Origin of the sequence: Rhodanobacter ginsenosidimutans, assembly GCF_042655685.1 — a bacterium.
Taxonomy (GTDB): domain Bacteria; phylum Pseudomonadota; class Gammaproteobacteria; order Xanthomonadales; family Rhodanobacteraceae; genus Rhodanobacter; species Rhodanobacter ginsenosidimutans.
Map to the genome: position 1 here is coordinate 1,472,916 of NZ_JBHSMM010000001.1, position 18,946 is coordinate 1,491,861.

The 18,946-nt window shown below is 64.0% G+C and carries 14 protein-coding genes; 11 read left to right on the top strand and 3 right to left on the bottom strand.

What is annotated here, in order from left to right:
• Window positions 1-54: 54 nt before the first annotated feature.
• From nusA to phaC, 8 genes are all read left to right on the top strand, one after another.
• Window positions 55-1,560, top strand: coding sequence for a transcription termination factor NusA (nusA, locus tag ACFPK0_RS06395; RefSeq protein ID WP_056080194.1), 1,506 nt, complete (start codon window positions 55-57; stop codon window positions 1,558-1,560).
• 127 nt (window positions 1,561-1,687) lie between these two features.
• Window positions 1,688-4,501, top strand: a complete 2,814-nt coding sequence (gene infB, locus ACFPK0_RS06400; RefSeq protein WP_377339180.1) for a translation initiation factor IF-2 — start codon at window positions 1,688-1,690, stop codon at window positions 4,499-4,501.
• Between the two features lie 135 nt (window positions 4,502-4,636).
• Window positions 4,637-5,017, top strand: coding sequence for a 30S ribosome-binding factor RbfA (gene rbfA, locus ACFPK0_RS06405; protein WP_056080187.1), 381 nt, complete (start codon window positions 4,637-4,639; stop codon window positions 5,015-5,017).
• Window positions 5,018-5,046: 29 nt separating this feature from the next.
• The gene (truB, locus tag ACFPK0_RS06410) at window positions 5,047-6,033 is read left to right on the top strand and encodes a tRNA pseudouridine(55) synthase TruB (protein ID WP_377340287.1); all 987 of its coding nucleotides are present in this window, start codon (window positions 5,047-5,049) and stop codon (window positions 6,031-6,033) included.
• A gap of 106 nt (window positions 6,034-6,139) precedes the next feature.
• On the top strand, window positions 6,140-6,409 hold the full coding sequence (gene rpsO / locus ACFPK0_RS06415) for a 30S ribosomal protein S15 (protein WP_007081817.1): 270 nt from the start codon (window positions 6,140-6,142) through the stop codon (window positions 6,407-6,409).
• Between the two features lie 85 nt (window positions 6,410-6,494).
• Window positions 6,495-8,600, top strand: coding sequence for a polyribonucleotide nucleotidyltransferase (pnp, locus tag ACFPK0_RS06420; protein ID WP_056080181.1), 2,106 nt, complete (start codon window positions 6,495-6,497; stop codon window positions 8,598-8,600).
• 142 nt (window positions 8,601-8,742) lie between these two features.
• Window positions 8,743-9,891, top strand: coding sequence for a poly(R)-hydroxyalkanoic acid synthase subunit PhaE (locus tag ACFPK0_RS06425; protein WP_377339184.1), 1,149 nt, complete (start codon window positions 8,743-8,745; stop codon window positions 9,889-9,891).
• Between the two features lie 9 nt (window positions 9,892-9,900).
• Window positions 9,901-10,965: a class III poly(R)-hydroxyalkanoic acid synthase subunit PhaC gene (phaC, locus tag ACFPK0_RS06430; RefSeq protein WP_377339186.1), complete on the top strand. Its 1,065-nt coding sequence runs from the start codon at window positions 9,901-9,903 to the stop codon at window positions 10,963-10,965.
• A 14-nt stretch (window positions 10,966-10,979) separates the two neighbouring features.
• Here phaC and ACFPK0_RS06435 read toward each other — a convergent pair whose 3' ends face one another.
• From ACFPK0_RS06435 to ACFPK0_RS06445, 3 genes are read right to left on the bottom strand one after another with little or no spacing between them, the layout of a single operon-like run.
• A complete protein-coding gene (locus tag ACFPK0_RS06435) occupies window positions 10,980-12,020 on the bottom strand; it encodes a hypothetical protein (RefSeq protein ID WP_377339188.1) in 1,041 nt (346 codons plus the stop codon).
• Entirely contained in the window at window positions 12,017-14,251 is a 2,235-nt protein-coding gene (locus tag ACFPK0_RS06440) for an FAD-binding protein (protein WP_377339191.1), read from the bottom strand. Before ACFPK0_RS06440 ends, ACFPK0_RS06435 begins: the two co-directional genes overlap by 4 nt.
• The gene (locus ACFPK0_RS06445; RefSeq protein WP_377339193.1) at window positions 14,238-14,612 is read right to left on the bottom strand and encodes a DUF805 domain-containing protein; all 375 of its coding nucleotides are present in this window, start codon (window positions 14,610-14,612) and stop codon (window positions 14,238-14,240) included. Before ACFPK0_RS06445 ends, ACFPK0_RS06440 begins: the two co-directional genes overlap by 14 nt.
• Before the next feature lie 125 nt (window positions 14,613-14,737).
• Here ACFPK0_RS06445 and ACFPK0_RS06450 point away from each other — a divergent pair, with 125 nt between their 5' ends.
• The 3 genes from ACFPK0_RS06450 (at window position 14,738) to gyrA (ending at window position 18,918) form a co-directional block, all read left to right on the top strand.
• Complete coding sequence (locus ACFPK0_RS06450) at window positions 14,738-14,929, top strand: PspC domain-containing protein (protein WP_056604597.1); 192 nt, start codon at window positions 14,738-14,740, stop codon at window positions 14,927-14,929.
• A gap of 29 nt (window positions 14,930-14,958) precedes the next feature.
• Window positions 14,959-15,972: an S-methyl-5-thioribose-1-phosphate isomerase gene (gene mtnA, locus ACFPK0_RS06455; RefSeq protein WP_377339195.1), complete on the top strand. Its 1,014-nt coding sequence runs from the start codon at window positions 14,959-14,961 to the stop codon at window positions 15,970-15,972.
• Between the two features lie 300 nt (window positions 15,973-16,272).
• Window positions 16,273-18,918: a DNA gyrase subunit A gene (gyrA, locus tag ACFPK0_RS06460; protein ID WP_377339197.1), complete on the top strand. Its 2,646-nt coding sequence runs from the start codon at window positions 16,273-16,275 to the stop codon at window positions 18,916-18,918.
• The last annotated feature ends 28 nt before the right edge of the window (window positions 18,919-18,946 follow it).

Here is an 18,946-nt window from a genome sequence, read left to right on the forward strand (position 1 = left end):
ACACAACAATTTCAACCATCGGTATCCGCACGTGATGCCTACGGAGTTGCTGCAATGAGCAAAGAACTTTTGCTGGTCGTCGACGCGGTCGCCAATGAAAAGGGCGTGCCGCTGGAAGTGATTTTCGAGGCGATGGAGGCCGCGCTGGCTTCGGCCGCTAAGAAGCGCTACCCCGAAGAAGAGCCCGACGTGCGCGTGTCGATCGACCATGACACCGGCGAGTACGAGACGTTCCGTCGCTGGGAAATCATTGCCGACGATGGCGAGATGGAATCGCCGTCGTATCAACTGCGCCTGATGGATGCGCTGGACGTGCGCGCGGATGCCCAGGTGGGTGAATACATCGAGGAGCAGGTCGAGAACGCCGAGTTCGGCCGTATCGCAGCGCAGGCCGCCAAGCAGGTGATCGTGCAGCGCGTACGCGAAGCCGAGCGCCAGCAGGTGGTCGATGCGTTTGTCGATCGCGTGGGCGAGCTGGTCACCGGCATCGTCAAGCGGGTCGAGCGCGGCAACATCTATCTGGATCTGGGCAGCAACGCCGAGGCCTTCATTCCGCGCGACAAGACGATTCCGCGTGAATCGGCCCGCGTCGGCGATCGCGTGCGCGGTTACCTGTATGAAGTGCGTTCGGAACCGCGCGGCCCGCAGCTGTTCGTGTCGCGCGCGGCGCCGGAATTCATGATCGAGCTGTTCAAGCTGGAAGTGCCGGAAGTCGGCCAGGGCCTGGTCGAGATCAAGGGTTGCGCCCGTGATCCGGGCGACCGCGCCAAGATCGCCGTGCTGGCCCACGACAGCCGCACTGATCCCATCGGCGCCTGCATCGGCATGCGCGGCTCGCGCGTGCAGGCGGTGTCGAACGACCTCAACGGCGAGCGCGTCGACATCATCCTGTGGCACGAGAACCAGGCGCAGTTCGTCATCAATGCGATGGCGCCGGCCGAAGTGCAGTCCATCATCATGGACGAGGAAAAGCACTCGATGGATATCGCGGTGGCCGAGGACAAGCTGTCCCAGGCGATCGGCCGCGGTGGCCAGAACGTGCGCCTGGCCAGCAAGCTGACGGGCTGGCAGCTCAACGTGATGACGCAGGACCAGGTCACCGCCAAGAGCGAGAGCGAGCAGGACGCCGCCCGCCAGTTGTTCATGGACAAGCTCGAAGTGGATCAGGAAATCGCCAACATCCTGGTGCAGGAAGGCTTCTCCAGCGTCGAGGAAATTGCCTACGTACCCAGCGCCGAGCTGCTTGCCGTGGAAGGCTTCGACGAGGACATCGTCGAGGAACTGCGTGCGCGCGCCCGCGATGCCCTGCTGACCGAGGCGCTGGCCGCGGAAGAGGGTGTCGATGAGGGCGAGGGCTCCGGCGATCTGCTGGCGCTCGAAGGCATGGACGAATCGCTGGCGCTGGCACTGGCCGCGCGCGAAGTTTTCACGGTGGACGACCTGGCCGACCTGGCCGTGGACGACCTGATCGATATCGAGGGCATGGACGAGGCGCGCGCGGCGGCGCTGATCATGTCCGCGCGCGCACCGATGATCGAGCGACTGGAGAAGGGCGGCTAACCGCGGTTGGCGGCGCCCTGGACGGGCGCACCAGGAAAGGCCTTCGGGCCTTTCACCACGGATGGAGGTGGCGGCGCAGACAATGCCGCACAGACGATAAGCGCGGGAACGGCGGAGCAACAAAACGATGTCGGACGTCACGATCAAACAACTCGCCCAGGTATTGGGCATGCCGGTGGACAAGCTGCTGACGCAGCTTGGCGAAGCGGGCATGAAATTTTCCGACCAGGAGCAGGTCATCAGCAGCACCGAGAAGGTGAAGCTGCTGGGCTTCCTGCGTCGCACGCATGGCAAGGGCGACACCGCGGCCGAGGCCGACGCCAGTGCACCCAGGCAGATCACGCTGAAGCGACGCACGGTCGGCGAATTGAAGGTCGCCACGCCCGGTGCGCGCGGCGCTGCCGGTACCGCCAAGACGGTGAATGTCGAAGTGCGCGCCAAACGCACCTACGTCAAGCGCAGCGTGATCGCCGAGGAAGCCAGTACCGAGCCCGAGCGCGAGGAGGCCACGCGCAAGCTGCAGGAATCGCAGCAGCAGCGCGAGCAGGAAGAGAACGATCGTCGCGAGCAGGAAGCACGGCGCCAGCAAGAAGCGCAGCAGCGCGCTCAGGAAGAAGAGCAGAAACAGCAGGCCGCCGAAGCCCAGCGTCGGGCGCAGGCCGAGGCGGAAGCCGCCGCCGAGCAGGCACCGGTTGCAGCGGAGGCTGCCGCAGCGGCGCCTGACGCTCCCGAGGTCGAGCCCGCACATGATGCCGCGGATTCGTCCGTGGTCCAGCGGATGGACCAGCGCGAGCTGGGCATGATCCTTCCGCGCATCCACGAGCCGCGCAAGCGCGAAAAGCTGGTCAAGCCGGCCCCGGTACCCGCTCCGGCGCCAGCGCCAGCCCCCGCGCGTGCGGCGGCGACGCGCCCCGCCGCCGGCGCGGGCGATACGGCAGCAGCACCCGCCAGCGATGCCGGGCGCGGCAAGGCCAAGCACGCCCGTGGCGGCGAGCGCGGCGATGCGAGCGGCAAGCGTTTCGCCGGCGGCGAGCTGCACCTCAGCGAGGCCGATCGCGCCCGCCGTTCCAGCAACAACAAGCGTGGCAAGCCCGGCCGCAGCAGCGGTCGCGATGCCATGCGCAGCAGCCACAGCGCGCCCAGCGGCCCGCATGGCTTCTCGCGCCCCACCGCACCGGTGGTGCGTGAGGTGATCGTCAGCGATGCCAACATCGTGGCCGAGCTGGCGCAGAAGATGGCGGTCAAGGGTTCGGAGGTGGTCAAGGCGCTGTTCAAGATGGGCGTCATGGCGACCATCAACCAGACCATCGACCACGACACCGCGGTGCTTGTGGTCGAAGAACTCGGTCACGTGCCAGTGGCCGATACGCAGAACAACGCCGAGGAAACGCTGGCCGCACACACCCAGAACGTGGAACTGGAAGGCGAGAAGAGCACTCGCCCGCCGGTGGTCACCATCATGGGCCACGTCGACCACGGCAAGACCTCGTTGCTCGATTACATCCGCCGTACCAAGGTGGCTTCCGGTGAAGCCGGCGGCATTACCCAGCACATCGGCGCGTATCACGTGAAAACGTCGAAGGGCGTGATCACCTTCCTCGATACCCCGGGCCACGCGGCGTTCACCTCGATGCGCGCCCGTGGTGCGCAATCGACCGACATCGTGATCCTGGTGGTGGCCGCCGACGACGGCGTGAAGCCGCAGACGATCGAGGCGGTCAAGCATGCGCGCGCCGCCAAGGTGCCGCTGATCGTGGCCGTCAACAAGATGGACAAGGACGGCGCCAACCCGGACAACGTGAAGCAGGGTCTGGTGGCGCAGGAAGTGGTGCCGGAAGACTGGGGCGGCGACGTGCAGTTCGTGCCGGTGTCGGCCAAGACCGGCATGGGCGTGGAGGATCTGCTGGACGCCATCTCGATCCAGGCTGAAGTGATGGAGCTGAGTGCCGTAGTCGATGGCCGCGCCTCGGGCGTGGTTATCGAATCCAGCCTCGATCGCGGCCGCGGTCCGGTGGCCACCGTGCTGGTGCAGCAGGGCACGCTGAAGAAGGGCGATTTCATCGTCTGCGGCATCGAATACGGCCGCATGCGCGCGCTGATCGACGAATCGGGCAAGCAGGTTGCTGAAGCTGGTCCGTCGATTCCCGTGCAGGTGCTCGGCTTGTCCGGCGTGCCGGAAACCGGCGACGACTTTGTCTGCGTCGAGGACGAGCGGCTGGCCCGCGAAGTGGCTGAGGAACGTCAGCAGAAGCGTCGCGAAACGCGCATGGTCAGCAAGGCCAACCGGCTCGAGGACATCATTGCCAAGATGGGCCAGGGCGAAGAGCAGCAGACGCTCAACATCCTGGTCAAGGGCGACGTACAGGGCTCGGTCGAGGCCTTGCGCGAGTCGCTCACGCAGATCGGCAACGAGCGCGTGCGCGTCAACGTGGTTTCCTCCGGCGTCGGTGGCATCACCGAGTCGGACGCTACCCTGGCGGCCGCATCGAAGGCGCTGGTCATCGGCTTCAACGTGCGCGCCGATGCGTCGGCACGCAAGGTGATCGAAACCAATGGCCTGGATGTGCGCTACTTCTCGATCATTTATGACGTGATCGACCAGGTGACCCAGGCAGCCACCGGCTTGCTCGGCATGGAAGTGCGCGAGGACATCATCGGCATCGCCGAGGTCCGCGATGTGTTCCGCAGCTCCAAGTTCGGCGCGGTGGCCGGTTGCATGGTCACCGAAGGCACGGTCAAGCGCAGCAAGCCGATCCGCGTGTTGCGCGACAACGTGGTGATCTTCGAAGGCGAACTGGAATCGCTGCGCCGCTTCAAGGAGCTGGTGGACGAAGTGCGCAACGGCATGGAATGCGGTATCGCCGTCAAGCAATACAACGACGTCAAGGCCGGCGACCAGATCGAATGCTTCGAGCGTACCGAGGTGGCTCGTACGCTGTAACGCGGAGCGTTACAGCGTGGGAATCGGGAATGGGGAATCGGGAATCGTAAAAGCCGGTTCTCCCTCGATTCCCGGTTTCGCGCGTTCCTGGCTCTTGCCATTCCCTATTCTCCATTCCCCATTCCCGGCCCCTCTATGCCCTCCCGCGATTTCAAACGTACCGACCGCATAGGTGCTGAACTGCGCCGCGAACTCGGTTTGCTGGTGCATGCTGCCGTGCGCGATCACGGCTTGCCGTCGGTCAGCGTCTCGGACGTGGAGATCACGCGCGACCTGGATTGGGCCACGGTGTGGGTGACCGCGCTGCTGCCCGACCAGGGCTTGCCCGCGGTGAAGGCGTTGAACCAGATCAGTCACGAGATCCGGCATTCGCTGGCGCACAGCGGCATGCGCATGCGTCGCGTGCCGGAGCTGAAGTTCAAGTACGACGACTCGGTCGACAAGGGCGAGCGCATCGACACGCTGCTGCGCGAGCAGGCGCGTACGCTGCCGCCGGCCGACGACAAGCAGGATTGACGGAAGGTCGAGTGGCATCCCGTGCTTCGATAAACCGGTCTGCGCGTATCCAGTGGCGTGACTTGCACGGCATCGTGCTGCTTGACAAGCCGATGGGCGTGAGCTCCAACCAGGCGTTGCAGTCCGCGCGCCGACTGTTTCGCGCGGCCAAGGGCGGCCATGCCGGCGCACTCGATCCGCTGGCGACCGGGTTGCTGCCACTATGCTTCGGCGAGGCCACCAAGTTGGCCGGTACCCTGCTGGGTTCACGCAAGGCGTATATCGCCGAATGCCGCCTGGGCATCACCACCGATACCGCCGATTGCGAAGGCGAAGTCCTGCAGCAACGTCCCGTGCCGCCACTCGACGCCGCCGCGATCGAGGCGGCGCTGGTGAAGCTGCGCGGCCGCATCCTGCAGGTGCCGCCGATGTACTCGGCGCTCAAGCGCGACGGCGAACGGTTGTACGAGAAAGCACGTCGCGGTGAAACGGTTGAGGTGGAGCCGCGGGAAGTCGACGTGTATCAGCTGGAATTGCAGGCGCGTACGGATGACACGTTGCAGTTGCTGGTCGAATGCGGCTCGGGTACCTACGTGCGTGCGCTGGCCACGGCCCTGGGCGAGGATCTGGGTTGCGGCGCCCATCTGACCGCATTGCGCCGCACCTGGGTTGAACCCTTCCGCGAACCGCGCATGATGACACTGGAGGATTTGCAGCAGGCCGCCGAGCAGGGTGACGACGTGCTGCTGTCGCAGATGCTGCCGGTGTTCGCGGGCCTGTCGGACATCCCCGCCGTGCAGCTCGATGAAACGCAAAGCATGGCGATTGCCCGCGGCCAGCCGGTGCAGTTGGACGCATCGTTGCCGACCGGTCGCTGTGCGGCATTTGCCAGCGATGGCGCGTTGCTGGCGGTGCTCGAGCTGGATGCACAACGGCAAACCCGCATCCTGCGCGGCTTCAACCTGCCGCCGGATGACGATTTGCGGCGAAAAAGCCGCTCTGCTCTTGTTGTAACACCGCTCCGGTCAGTAGAATAGACAAGTTATTTCAACGCTTTCACTCATCTAGGCGAAGCTTGCGCTTGTGTCATCGCTGATGATGCAAGCGCAAGCTTCGCATCGCCTTTTCAAGGAAACGTACTCCATGTCTCTTACCGCAGAACAGACCGGCAAGATCATCGCTGATTTCGGCCGCGTGCCGAACGATACCGGTTCGACCGAAGTCCAGGTGGCCCTGCTGTCCGCTCGCATCGAGCACCTCACCGGCCACTTCAAGGATCACAAGCAGGATCATCACTCCCGCCGTGGCCTGCTGAAGCTGGTCAACCAGCGCAAGCGTCTGCTGGCTTATCTGAAGGATCGCGATCTCGCCCGTTACCAGACCCTGATCGAGCGCCTCGGCCTGCGTCGCTGATTCGCGCGCGTTCCTGCGTGAACGCAAGGATCAAGAAGCGCCCGTCGCAGGGCGCACTTCTTCAATCAGATCAGGAATCAAACACGTGGCAAAAGTAACCAAGTCATTCCAGTACGGTAATCACGAAGTCACACTGGAGACGGGCGAAATTGCCCGCCAGGCATCCGGTGCGGTCATGGTCAGCATGGGCGGCACCGTGGTGCTGGTCACCGCCGTGGCGGCCACCAAGCAGAAGGAAGGGCAGGATTTCTTCCCGCTCACCGTCGACTATGTCGAGAAGTTCTATTCGGCCGGTCGCATCCCCGGTGGCTTCTTCAAGCGTGAAGGCCGCCCGACCGAAAAGGAAACGCTGACCTCGCGTCTGATCGATCGCCCGGTGCGTCCGCTGTTCCCGGATGACTTCAAGAACGAAGTGCAGGTCATCGCGCAGGTCGTGTCGCTGAACCCGGAAGTGGACGGCGACATCGTGGCCCTGCTGGGTGCGTCCGCCGCGCTGAGCCTGGCCGGCATCCCGTTCAAGGGGCCGATCGGCGCCGCCCGCGTCGGTTACGCCAACGGCCAGTACCTGCTGAACCCGACCGCCACCGAACTGAAGACTTCCGATCTCGACCTGGTTGTCGCCGGTACCGCCGGTGCCGTGCTGATGGTGGAGTCGGAAGCCAAGCTGCTGTCCGAGGACGTGATGCTGGGTGCCGTGATGTTCGGTCACCAGCAGATGCAGACCGCCATCCGCGCCATCGCCGAGCTGGCCACCGAAGCCGGCAAGCCGTCGTGGGACTGGAAGGCGCCGGCCCGCGACGAGTCGCTGGTTGCCGCCGTCAAGGGTGCCGTCGGCGATCAGCTGGCTGCAGCGTTCCAGGTGCGCGACAAGCTGGAGCGTCGCGACGCGATCTCCGCGATCAAGTCCGACGTGCTGGCCGGCCTCAAGGCGCAGGCCGAAGAGAAGGGCTGGGCGTCCGCTGCGATCGCCAAGGAATTCGAGGAACTCGAATACCACACCATGCGCGACAGCGTGCTGAAGACCAAGGTCCGCATCGACGGCCGTCAGCTCGACGATGTGCGCGCCATCTCGGCCCGCATCGGCGTGCTGCCGCGCACGCATGGTTCGGCGCTGTTCACCCGTGGCGAAACCCAGGCGCTTGTCGTCATCACGCTGGGCACCACGCGCGACGCGCAGATCATCGACGCCCCCGGCGGCGAGTCGAAGGACCCGTTCCTGTTCCACTACAACTTCCCCCCGTTCTCGGTGGGTGAAGCCGGTCGTTTCGGCGCGCCGAAGCGTCGCGAGATCGGCCACGGCCGCCTCGCCAAGCGCGGCGTGCAGGCGGTCAAGCCGACGATCGAGGAATTCCCGTACGTGGTGCGCGTGGTCTCGGAAATCACCGAGTCCAACGGCTCCTCGTCGATGGCTTCCGTGTGCGGTTCCTCGCTGGCGATGATGGATGCCGGCGTGCCGCTGAAGGCGCCGGTGGCCGGTATCGCCATGGGCCTGGTCAAGGAAGGCAACGACTTCGTGGTGCTGAGCGACATCCTGGGTGATGAAGATCACCTCGGCGACATGGACTTCAAGGTGGCCGGTAGCGCCGATGGCATCTCCGCGTTGCAGATGGACATCAAGATCGACGGCATCACCGAAGAGATCATGAAGGTGGCACTGGCCCAGGCCAAGCAGGGTCGCCTGCACATCCTGGGCGAGATGGCCAAGTGCCTGAGCACGGCCCGCACGGAAATGAGCGAGTTCGCACCGCGCCTGCTGACCATCAAGATCCACCCGGACAAGATCCGCGAAGTGATCGGCAAGGGTGGCGCCACGATCCGCTCGATCACCGAGGAAACCGGCACCACCATCGACATCAGCGACGACGGCACCATCATCGTCGGCTCGGTCAATCGCGAGGCGGCCGAAGCGGCGAAGAAGCGCATCGAGCAGATCACCTCCGACGTGGAGCCGGGTCGCATCTACGAAGGCAAGGTCGCCAAGCTGATGGACTTCGGCGCGTTCGTCACGATCATGCCGGGCAAGGATGGTCTGGTGCACGTGTCGCAGATTTCCGATGAGCGCGTCGAGAAGGTGTCCGACAAGCTGAAGGAAGGCGACATCGTCAAGGTCAAGGTGCTCGAGGTCGACAAGCAGGGCCGCATCCGCCTGTCGATGAAGGCGGTGACCGACGAGGAACGCGCCAGCGTCTAAAGCGTTTCGCGTTGAACACCAGAAGGCCCGGTATTTCGATACCGGGCCTTCTGCGTTTTCGGTCCGCCATGCCATCCGCTGCGCTAAGATCGTGGCCATCAATGGACGAGGAATCGAGATGGCCCCTCCGGCGGATTTTCAGATGCCCGATTTTCTCAAACCGGGGATCGATGCGGATTTCCTGCGCGATTTCCAGACATTGGCACAGCAGTCGTGGGATGCCTGGTTGCGCCAGCAATCGGCGCCGACGGGCGCTGGCAATCCATCGTTTGCTGCCGCCCCCAATGCCGCCGCCGGCAACGAGGTGCTCGATCGCACGCTGGCGGGATTGAAGAGCTATTTCGAATGGATGCAGGGCGTGACTGCGGGTGCCGCCGGCGTCCCCGGTGCCGACTGGCAACAACAGGTGCAGCAACTGTTTGGCGGCGCGCAGCAACCGTTTGCGCAGGCTTTCCAGCATATCGATGGCGCCGGGATGGAAGGTTTTGCCGGCAAGTGGCATTCCTGGCTGCAGGGAATGCAGCCTGCCGATGCCATGGCGTCCGGCCCCACTCCTGCTTTCGGGCAGGATCGCGAGCAGCAGATGCAGCGTCAGGCGCTGGCGGCGGCGATGCTGGAGTCGATGCAGGCCAGCGCGCGCTACCAGGCGCTGATCCAGCGTGCCAATACGCAAGGCATGCAGAAACTGCAGGACAAGCTGGCGGAACACGCCGAACCCGGCCGCCAGATCGAGTCGCTGAAGGCCTTGTACGACCTGTGGGTGGACGCGGCCGAGGAAGCGTATGCCGAGATCGCGTTGACGGAGGAATTTCGCGAAGCCTATGGCGCCATGGCCAACAGCCAGATGCGGGTGCGCAGCTTGCAGCAACAGCAGACCGAGCAACTGTGCCAGCAATGGGGTCTACCGACGCGCCGCGAGATGGACACGCTGGGTGAGCGCCTGCAGCAGGTGCGGCGCGAGGCGCGGGCATCCCGTGCCGGCACGGCGGTCGACCGCTCTGAGGAGATCGCCGATCTGCGCCGGGAGGTGGCCGAGTTGCGCCGTCAATGGGCCGCTGCGGGGGTGAAGCCTGTTCCCGCCAGGCGATCAACTGCAAAGAAGGCGACGGCGAAAGCTGCCGCGAAGACATCGCGTTCGGCCGTAAAGAAGGCTGCAACCGCAAAACCCGCGGCAACAAAAAAGGCCGCTGTCAAAAGATCCGCGCCCCCCGCGCCGCGAAAGCCCGCAGGCAAGCGAGCAGTTCGCAAATCGTCCACGACTCGCACCTCCGCGCCACGCAAGCGCAAATAAGGAGTATCCATGTACACGCCGCTGCGCATCGATCCCACCCGCGCGCTTGCCGACATCAACACGTTCCAGCGCAAGCTGGCCGCCGGTATGGGCCATCTGCGCAACATGCACGAGCCCGACTACGCCAACACCCCGCGCGAACTGGTCTACAGCGAGGACAAGCTCAAGGTCTGGCACTTCACGGGCACCGCGCCCACCTCGAAGACGCCGCTGCTGATCGTCTATGCGCTGGTCAATACGGTGTGGATGACCGACCTGCAGGCCGACCGCTCGATGGTGCGCAACCTGCTGGAGCAGGGTGAGGACGTCTACCTGATCGATTGGGGTTATCCCGACGGCGCCGACCGCTGGCTGACCCTGGACGACTACATCAACGGCTACCTCGACCGTTGTGTGGACGTGGTACGCCAACGGCACGATCTCGAGGCGATCAACCTGCTCGGTATCTGCCAGGGCGGCGCGTTCTCGCTGTGCTATGCCGCGCTGCATCGCGACAAGGTGAAGAACCTGATCACCATGGTCACTCCGGTGGATTTCCAGACTCCGGACAACATGCTGTCGCACTGGTGCCGCAACCTCGATGTGGACCTGTTCGTCGACACCATGGGCAACATTCCCGCGGGGCTGATGAACTACGTCTACCTCACGCTGAAGCCGATGCGGTTGAACCAGCAGAAATACATCGGCATGGTCGACATCCTGGACAACCCGGTGGAGCTGGAAAACTTCCTGCGCATGGAGCGCTGGATCTTCGATTCACCGGATCAGGCCGGCGAGGCATTCCGGCAGTTCATCAAGGATTTCTACCAGGGCAACAAGCTCATCAAGGGGACGCTGGAAATTGGCGGCCAGCGCGTGGATCTGGGCAAGGTGACGCAACCGGTGTTGAACATCTTCGCCGAACAGGATCATCTGGTGCCGCCGGATGCCTCGCGCGCTCTTGGCGAACATGTCGGCAGCAGCGACTACACCCAGCTGGCATTCAAGGGCGGCCACATTGGCATCTACGTATCCGGCCGCGCGCAGCGCGAGGTGCCGCCGGCGATCAGTGCATGGCTGCGCAACCGCGACTGACCCGCGCTTGCGTGTCAGTAATCGAAGATGTGTTCGATGGTGCCAGGTACGTTTGCGTAGCGGTTGAGCAGCGTTTCAAGTTTGCCTACCGGAACTTGCAGCACTTCGCGTTGCTGTCCCGGCTTCGTCAGCAGCGGCTGCGTGAAAAACACGGGGGCATAGTCTGGCGGCGCAATCCCGCGGGCTCCAAGTACGCTGACCAGAATCGTGTCCCGGTTGCCGGCGATTTCCTCGAACGTAGTGCCCCGGCGCGCCAACGCTGTGGCGGCATCGCTGAAGCCCTGGTATCGCGGTAGAGCAAGCAGATACTCGTCGCCCTGTTGCGCCAATAGCTGCACGCCAGCGGGCAGATCAGCTGGTGCATTGCGCGCCACGACCGGCGTGTTTTCCTTCGGGATGGCGTAGGTTTCGTGTGCCGCCTTGCCCAACATCCAGCCGTAAGCTGCTTTCACCAGCCATTCGCTGCTCAGCGCATAGCGTCTTTCCCACTTGCGCAGGGCATGCGGCCCCCACCACGGCGTGTCGCTCCACAGCTTGCGCAGTGGTCCCATGAAATCGAATTTGTACCAGGGCTCGACGCGAATGAAGTCCACGTAGTCGCGTTCGACACGGGTTGCCAGGCGGTCTTCCGGCGTGGCGTTGGCCGGCAGGCTGAACTGGCTGAGCCGGCCGATCAGAGTGTCGTAGACCCCCTTGATAGTGTATTCCACGGTGGTACTCGCACCGATGACGCAGATCATCGTGTGATATTCGCCGTTGAACGGATAGCGCCCGCGTGTGGCTGCAATCACGTGGCCATAAGCCGACCAGAACTGGCCGATATGCGCGAAGAAGGGGAAGTGCGTGGGAGGATGCTGCTGCAGCCAATCGGCGTATTCGGCGGGGCTGAATACCAGGAACCATTCCGGGAAGGTCAGGTAGGTCTGTTCCTCGCCGCGACGATCCTGGGGTGGCACATGCAGCGTCGGTTGTTCAGGGAGGGCGGTGGCGGCGGTCGCCATGGTGGCAAGCGCGACCATCGCAGCAAAGAGAAAGTGGGAGGCGAGCCGTTTCATGCGGCGTCGAAGCGCAGCAAGGTGTTCAGTGTGGGATCTTGCGCTTGCAACAGTCGTGGTCCGGTGGCTACCAGTCCGTACCTGCCAAGCAGGGCGACCCATTCGTCGATGGGACGGAAGTGGCGCAGCTCGCGCGCGTTGTCCTGCCACGGAAGGTTCAGCCCTGCGTTGAATACTGCATGCGCCAGCGAAGCCATCGCGCGCATGTAGTCATCACTCACGTCGTGGTCGCGCAGGATCAGTACGCCGTCGGCTTTCAGCACCCGTCGTAACGAGGCGATGAACGGTTCCAGACGGTCGAGGCGTGCGTGGTGCAAGCCGATCTGGCAGGTCAGCAGTTCGATGCTGCCATCCGCCACGGCATCCGCGGGGATGGGTGCGTAGTCATCGAGCGGCACGAAACGGGCATGCCGACGCAAGCCGCCACGCTCGACGATGTCGACGGGTGAGAACCCCGCCGCAACGTCATGCAGCAATACGCGGTCACCCTCGAGGCGCAGGTGTTTGCGCAGTTGACTGAGGTAGCGACCGGTGCTGCCGACTTCCAGGTAGCCGTCGAAGCGTCGGCGCTCGCCGAGCAGAGCCAGCGTCTGCCGCGTCATCTCCTGCTTTTGCCGCGCCAGGGCGGGAAGGGCATACACGAGCTCGGACAGGAAGGATTTGATCGACGGCAGGCCAGCCTGTACGGCACGGTAGATCGCCTCGTCATCGCAATGTTCGCCGGTGGCATGCTGGATGAGTGCGTGGAAACGGTCTTCCGGAAAGATGCGGTAGACGTTCTGCAGGAATCGGTAGAAGTCGTCGTTGCCGCGGACAGTGTCATAGACCGCATGAAAGTCGGAGCCGGATGCGGCAGTCGTGGTCACGGATGGCTCCAATTCAGGGGCGTAGTACTTGTCCCACAACACGTTGCGCCAACGGTAATCGGGGTCGAGCGTGCGCTTGAGCGCGAACAGTTCGTGCGCACGCGGATAGGCTTGGTGGAACTGCTCGATGGTGGCGTGGGGCTGGTAGGGCAGGTAATAGGTGCCGCCGCACGCCAACGCGGCGTCGATCAGCTCGCGCGTCCACACCGCCACGCGCTCGCGTGCGTTCGTGCGCGTGCGCTGCTTGTGGTAAAGCACGAAGGCGAATACTTCGTCGCGCGCCCAAGCCAGCAACGAGCCGGGGTCTCGATGGGCGTGGCGCACGGAAACGTTCACCATGTTCACGCGATGGCGCTGCAGGATTTCCGACAGCCGTGCGCGAAAGTCCTCGAACCGTTCCACCGGTACGAAGTATTCCTGCAATACGTAGGTGCGGTCGTGGCGCGATCCGGGTTCGAGTTCGCCGACGTCGTAACCCGCTTCGTAGTTGCGCCAGTGCACCGGGCGGCCCAGGTAAAGCAACGGATCCAGCAGGCGTCGCCGACGCCAGCGGCCGCTGCGCGTCTCGGTGAATACCCACATGTAATAACGCTGCAGCGGGTATTGCCGGCGCGGTTTCTGCAGCCGCTGCGAAGTGGTGACCGCTCGTTCGGTGCGCCGCCACGTCACCGCACGCGCATGGCGGAAATCCGGCGGGTAAAGATCGGCGTTGTGGAAGATCGAGTCACCGCTGTCGCGTACGCGGCTCCGGAAATATGCGGGGTAATCCAATGCGGGCATGCATGCGTCCTCGCGGCGCACGCGCACGTTTTCGGTCAGCGCCAGTTCGACCTCCAGGATCAATCCCAGACCGCCGTAGCCGCCTATGACGGCGTGGAAGATTGCCGGGTTGTTTGCTGGTGAAGCCTCCACCGCCTGGCCGTCGGCCAGCATCATCCTCAACGAGCGCACCGACAGGATCAGCGGACCAAGCCCGATGTAGCGGCCGTGCACGTTGACACTGAGCGAGCCGCCCACCGTGAAGTTGGCGTAGGTCTGCATGATTTGCAGCGCCAGGCCGTGCGGGTCAATGAAGCGCTGGATGTCGCACCAGCGGATGCCACTCTGCACGCGAATTGTGCACGCCGACGGATCGAAGTGCAGCACGCTATTGAAGCGTCGCATGTCGAGGTGCAGGCTACCGGGGCTCGCGGTCTGCCCGCCCATGCTGAAATGACCGCCGCCGACCGAGATCGGAAGTTCCGTGCGCAAAATTGCTTCACGGATTTCCTCGGTCGTTGTGGGTGTGGCGACGGCCAGTACTGGCACTGGGTTCAACCGCGTTACGTCGTTGACGACGATGCCCATGCGTTCAGACCGGTTCATGGATGCGCACCTGCAGGTAGTCGCGATTCCGTGAGCGCGGGTCGTCACCGTATTGGTTGTCGCCCTGCGTTCCTCGCGCGAACAGCAGTAAACCGGTCACGTACACGGGGCCGAGGACGGGTACGACCAAAGCGAGCAGTTGCGATGCCGAGCGGGCGCTGTCGTGCAGCCGACGCACAACCAGCGAGGACAACACAATGAAGAGCGGTGGATACAGGACGAGCGTGCTGGTGTAGCCCGCGAGACTTTCCAGCGAGAGGAACAACACCAGGAAGACGGCTGCTGTTATCGCCAGCCTTCCAAGGAGTGCGGCACGCCCCAGTCGCCCCGTCCATTCCATCCATTCCCGAACGCGTCGCATATCCCTGCTCCCTACCGAATCCTCTGATATTGAGAGCGCGCATACTGTCGCCTGTCAAGGTGTTGTTGAGGAGCCGTGCCAGGCTGCCAATGCCCACGGCGCTCCCGTTGGAACCCGGAGAAGCGATGAACACCCCGAAGCGACTTTGCCGTTCCCGTCAGAACCGCAAGCTGGCGGGCGTCTGCGGCGGTATCGCTGACTATCTCGGTTGGGATCCCACTCTGGTGCGGGTGGCATGGATCGTCCTCACCTTGCTGGGTGGTTCGGGTATCCTGATCTATCTGATCTTCTGGCTGGTGATGCCCGAGTCACCTTGATCTCAACGTTTCGCGCAACGACTATTCCGATGGATTACGACCATTACGATCGCGTTCGCGCCGTGCAATGGCGCGGCGATCATCTGTACCTGCTCGATCAGCGCCTGCTTCCTGCGGAAGAACGCTGGATCGAATGTCGGGACACCGCGCAGGTCACCACTGCGATCCGTGACCTCGCCGTGCGCGGAGCGCCGGCCATCGGTATCGCGGCGGCGTGGGGCGTGGCGATGGCCGCCCAACAGCAGGCGCCGCTGGACGATGCCTTGGCGATGTTGCGCGCCGCCCGGCCCACCGCGGTCAACCTGATGTGGGCGTTGGACCGCATGAAGAAGCGCATCGCCGCCGGTGCCGATGCTGAGGCGTTGCTGCGCGAGGCGCAGGCGATCCAGGATGGGGACCTGGCCGCCAACCGCCGGATGGGCGAGCTGGGCGCCGGCTTGATCACGCCGGGCTCCGGCGTGTTGACCCATTGCAACACCGGGTCATTGGCCACCGCTGGATTCGGCACGGCGCTGGGTGTGATCCGTGCCGGTGTTGCGGCGGAACGCATTGTGCGCGTGTACGCCGGCGAAACCCGCCCGTGGCTGCAAGGTGCGCGGCTCACCATGTGGGAACTGGTGCGCGATGGTATTCCCGCGCAACTGATCGCCGACTCCACGGCGTCGCACCTGATGAAGTCCGGCGCGGTGCAATGGGTGATCGTCGGCGCCGACCGGATCGCCGCCAACGGCGATGTTGCCAACAAGATCGGCACCTACCAGTTGGCGATCGCCGCGAAATACCACGGCGTGAAGTTCATGGTGGTGGCGCCGTCCTCGACCATCGACATGGCGACCGCCACCGGCGAAGAAATCGAGATCGAACTGCGCGATGCCACCGAGCTGCTCGGCGTCGCCGGCCGGCGCACGGTGGTCGAGGGTGCGCAGGCGTGGAATCCCGTATTCGACGTGACACCGGCGGAGTTGATCGACGCGATCGTCACCGAGCGGGGCGTGATCGAGCGGCCGAGCGTGCTGGCGATGCAGGCGATGTTCGGCAGCTGACGCTGCGCAAGCGAGTGTCGTGAGCGGAAAAAAAACGCCCGCGCGCTTTATCGTTTCGCCGCCATTCCCGCGGCGCTGAAAGTCACTGTTCCGGCGCCTTTGCGCTTCCATTTCCAGCAGCCCGCGGAGCACTTTCCCGCGGCGGGGATGTGTCGCCGTAAGTTATTGATCGAAAAGCATTAAATACTGTCTTTTTGGGGCTGCGCGTGGTACACTCCGTGGGTTGATTTCGGGCCATCGGCGCATGCCGCTCCAGGCGCGTCGCCAGCGCCCCTTTTTCATACCCAGGGAAGCCGATTAATGGCAGAACTCGCCAAAGAAGTCATACGCGTCAATATCGAAGACGAGATGCGCCAGAGTTACCTCGATTACGCCATGAGCGTCATCGTGGGGCGCGCTCTACCGGATGTCCGTGATGGGTTGAAGCCCGTGCATCGCCGTGTGTTGTTCGCGATGAACGAACTGGGCAATGTGTGGAACAAGCCATACAAGAAGTCGGCCCGCGTGGTCGGTGACGTCATCGGTAAATACCATCCGCATGGCGATCAGTCGGTCTACGACGCGATCGTGCGCATGGCCCAGCCGTTCTCGCTGCGCTACATGCTGGTCGATGGCCAGGGCAACTTCGGCTCGGTCGATGGCGACAACGCCGCGGCCATGCGATACACCGAGGTGCGCATGTCGCGCCTCACGCATGAATTGCTGGCGGACATCGACAAGGACACCGTCGATTTTGGCTTCAACTACGACGAGAGCGAGCGTGAGCCGCTGGTGTTGCCCTCGCGCGTGCCGAACCTGCTGATCAACGGTTCGGCCGGTATCGCGGTCGGCATGGCCACCAACATCCCGCCGCACAACCTCAACGAGGTGATCGCGGCAACCATCGCGTTGATCGACGAGCCGTCGCTCGGCATCGACGACTTGATGCATTACATCCCGGGTCCGGATTTTCCGACCTGCGGCATCATCAACGGTTCGTCCGGCATTATCGAGGCGTACCGCACCGGTCGCGGCCGCATCCTGGTGCGCGCCAAGGCGGAGGTGGAAACCGACGCCCATGGTCGCGAGACGATCCTCATCCACGAGCTGCCGTACCAGGTGAACAAGGCGCGGCTGATCGAGAAGATCGCCGAGCTGGTGAAGGAAAAGAAGCTCGAGGGCATCAGCGAGCTGCGCGACGAGTCGGACAAGGACGGCATGCGCGTGGTCATCGAGATCCGCAAGGACGCGATGGGCGACGTGGTGCTCAACAACCTGTTCCAGCAGACGCAGTTGCAGGTCACCTTCGGCATCAACATGGTGGCCCTGCTGGATGGCCAGCCCAAGCTGCTGAACCTCAAGGACATCCTTGAAGCGTTCATCCGCCATCGCCGCGAAGTGGTTACCCGCCGCACGATCTTCGACCTGCGCAAGGCGCGTGCGCGTGCGCATATCCTCGAAGGTCTCACGGTGGCATTGGCCAACATCGACGAGATGATCGAACTGATCAAGACCTCGTCGTCGCCGGCCGAGGCGCGCGAGCGCATGGTGGCGCGGCGTTGGGAAGCCGGGCTGGTACGCGCGCTGCTTTCGGCCACCGGTGCCGAAGCGTCGCGGCCGGAGGAAATGGATCCGCGCGATGGCCTGAAGGACGATGGCTACCAGTTGTCCGAGGCGCAGGCGCTGGAAATCCTGGCGATGCGGCTGCACCGCCTCACCGGCCTGGAGCAGGAAAAACTTTCCGACGAATACAGGCAGATCCTGGAGACCATCCGCGGCCTGATCGAGATCCTGGAGAATCCCGCACGCCTGCTGGAGGTGATCCGCGAGGAGCTGGAGGCCGTCAATGCCGAATTCGGCGACGCCCGCCGCACCGAGATCCAGCATTCGCAGGAAGATCTCAACGTGCTGGACCTGATCGCGCCGGAGGACATGGTGGTCACCTTGTCCCACACCGGCTACGTCAAGCGCCAGCCGGCCAGCACGTATCGCTCGCAGCGGCGCGGTGGCAAGGGGCGTTCGGCGTCGGCCCTGAAGGAAGAGGATGTCGTCGAGCAGTTGTGGGTGGTGAACACGCACGACACCTTGCTGACGTTCACCAGCACTGGCCGCGTCTACTGGCTCAATGTGTACCAGATCCCCGAGGCGAGCCCGGGCGCGCGCGGCAAGCCGATCGTGAACCTGCTGCCGCTGGGTGAGGGCGAACACGTGCAGGCGGTGCTGCCGATTCGCGACTACAGCGACGACCGCTACGTGTTCTTCGCCACCCGCCAGGGCACGGTCAAGAAAACGCCGCTGGGCGAATTCGCGTTCCAGCTGCAAAAGGGCAAGCTGGCGATTCGCCTCAACGACGACGATGCGCTGGTCAACGTGGAGCTTACCGACGGCAACAGCGATGTCCTGCTGTTCGCCTCCAATGGCAAGGTCAACCGCTTCGACGAGAACACCGTGCGCTCGATGGGCCGTACCGCCGCTGGCGTGCGGGGCATGAAGCTGGCCAAGGATGCCCACGTGGTGTCGCTGATCGTGGCCGCCGAAGGCGACATCCTCACCGCCACCGAACGCGGCTATGGCAAGCGCACCCCGCTGGTGGAGTTCACCAAGAAGGGACGTGGCACGCAGGGCGTCATCGGCATCCAGTGCTCCGAGCGCAACGGCGCGCTGGTCGCCGCCGCCCAGGTCACCGAGGAGCACGAGCTGATGCTCATCTCCGATCAGGGCACGCTGGTACGCACCCGCGTGGCGGAGGTTTCGCAACTGGGTCGCAATACCCAGGGCGTCACCCTGATCCGCCTGCCCGCCGACGAAAAGCTGGTCAGCGTGATGCGGCTCGATGCGGAAGAGGATTCCGCCGAAGAGGGTGCTGCCGTGGATGGCGACGCACCGATGAATGGAGGCGGCAGTGACGCAGCCGAGGGAAGCCCGGAAGTGACTGATCCGACCGAGACGGACCCGACGGAAGAGTGATTCCACCGCGTCTCTGAAGCAAAGGCCC

Bases quoted from the DNA above. Each gene is read 5' to 3' on its own strand.
- nusA (WP_056080194.1), top strand. From the start codon at position 55: ATGAGCAAAGAACTTTTGCTGGTCGTCGACGCGGTCGCCAATGAAAAG.
- infB (WP_377339180.1), top strand. From the start codon at position 1,688: ATGTCGGACGTCACGATCAAACAACTCGCCCAGGTATTGGGCATGCCG.
- rbfA (WP_056080187.1), top strand. From the start codon at position 4,637: ATGCCCTCCCGCGATTTCAAACGTACCGACCGCATAGGTGCTGAACTG.
- rpsO (WP_007081817.1), top strand. From the start codon at position 6,140: ATGTCTCTTACCGCAGAACAGACCGGCAAGATCATCGCTGATTTCGGC.
- ACFPK0_RS06425 (WP_377339184.1), top strand. From the start codon at position 8,743: ATGCCCGATTTTCTCAAACCGGGGATCGATGCGGATTTCCTGCGCGAT.
- phaC (WP_377339186.1), top strand. From the start codon at position 9,901: ATGTACACGCCGCTGCGCATCGATCCCACCCGCGCGCTTGCCGACATC.
- ACFPK0_RS06435 (WP_377339188.1), bottom strand. From the start codon at position 12,020: ATGAAACGGCTCGCCTCCCACTTTCTCTTTGCTGCGATGGTCGCGCTT.
- ACFPK0_RS06440 (WP_377339191.1), bottom strand. From the start codon at position 14,251: ATGAACCGGTCTGAACGCATGGGCATCGTCGTCAACGACGTAACGCGG.
- ACFPK0_RS06445 (WP_377339193.1), bottom strand. From the start codon at position 14,612: ATGCGACGCGTTCGGGAATGGATGGAATGGACGGGGCGACTGGGGCGT.
- ACFPK0_RS06450 (WP_056604597.1), top strand. From the start codon at position 14,738: ATGAACACCCCGAAGCGACTTTGCCGTTCCCGTCAGAACCGCAAGCTG.
- mtnA (WP_377339195.1), top strand. From the start codon at position 14,959: ATGGATTACGACCATTACGATCGCGTTCGCGCCGTGCAATGGCGCGGC.
- gyrA (WP_377339197.1), top strand. From the start codon at position 16,273: ATGGCAGAACTCGCCAAAGAAGTCATACGCGTCAATATCGAAGACGAG.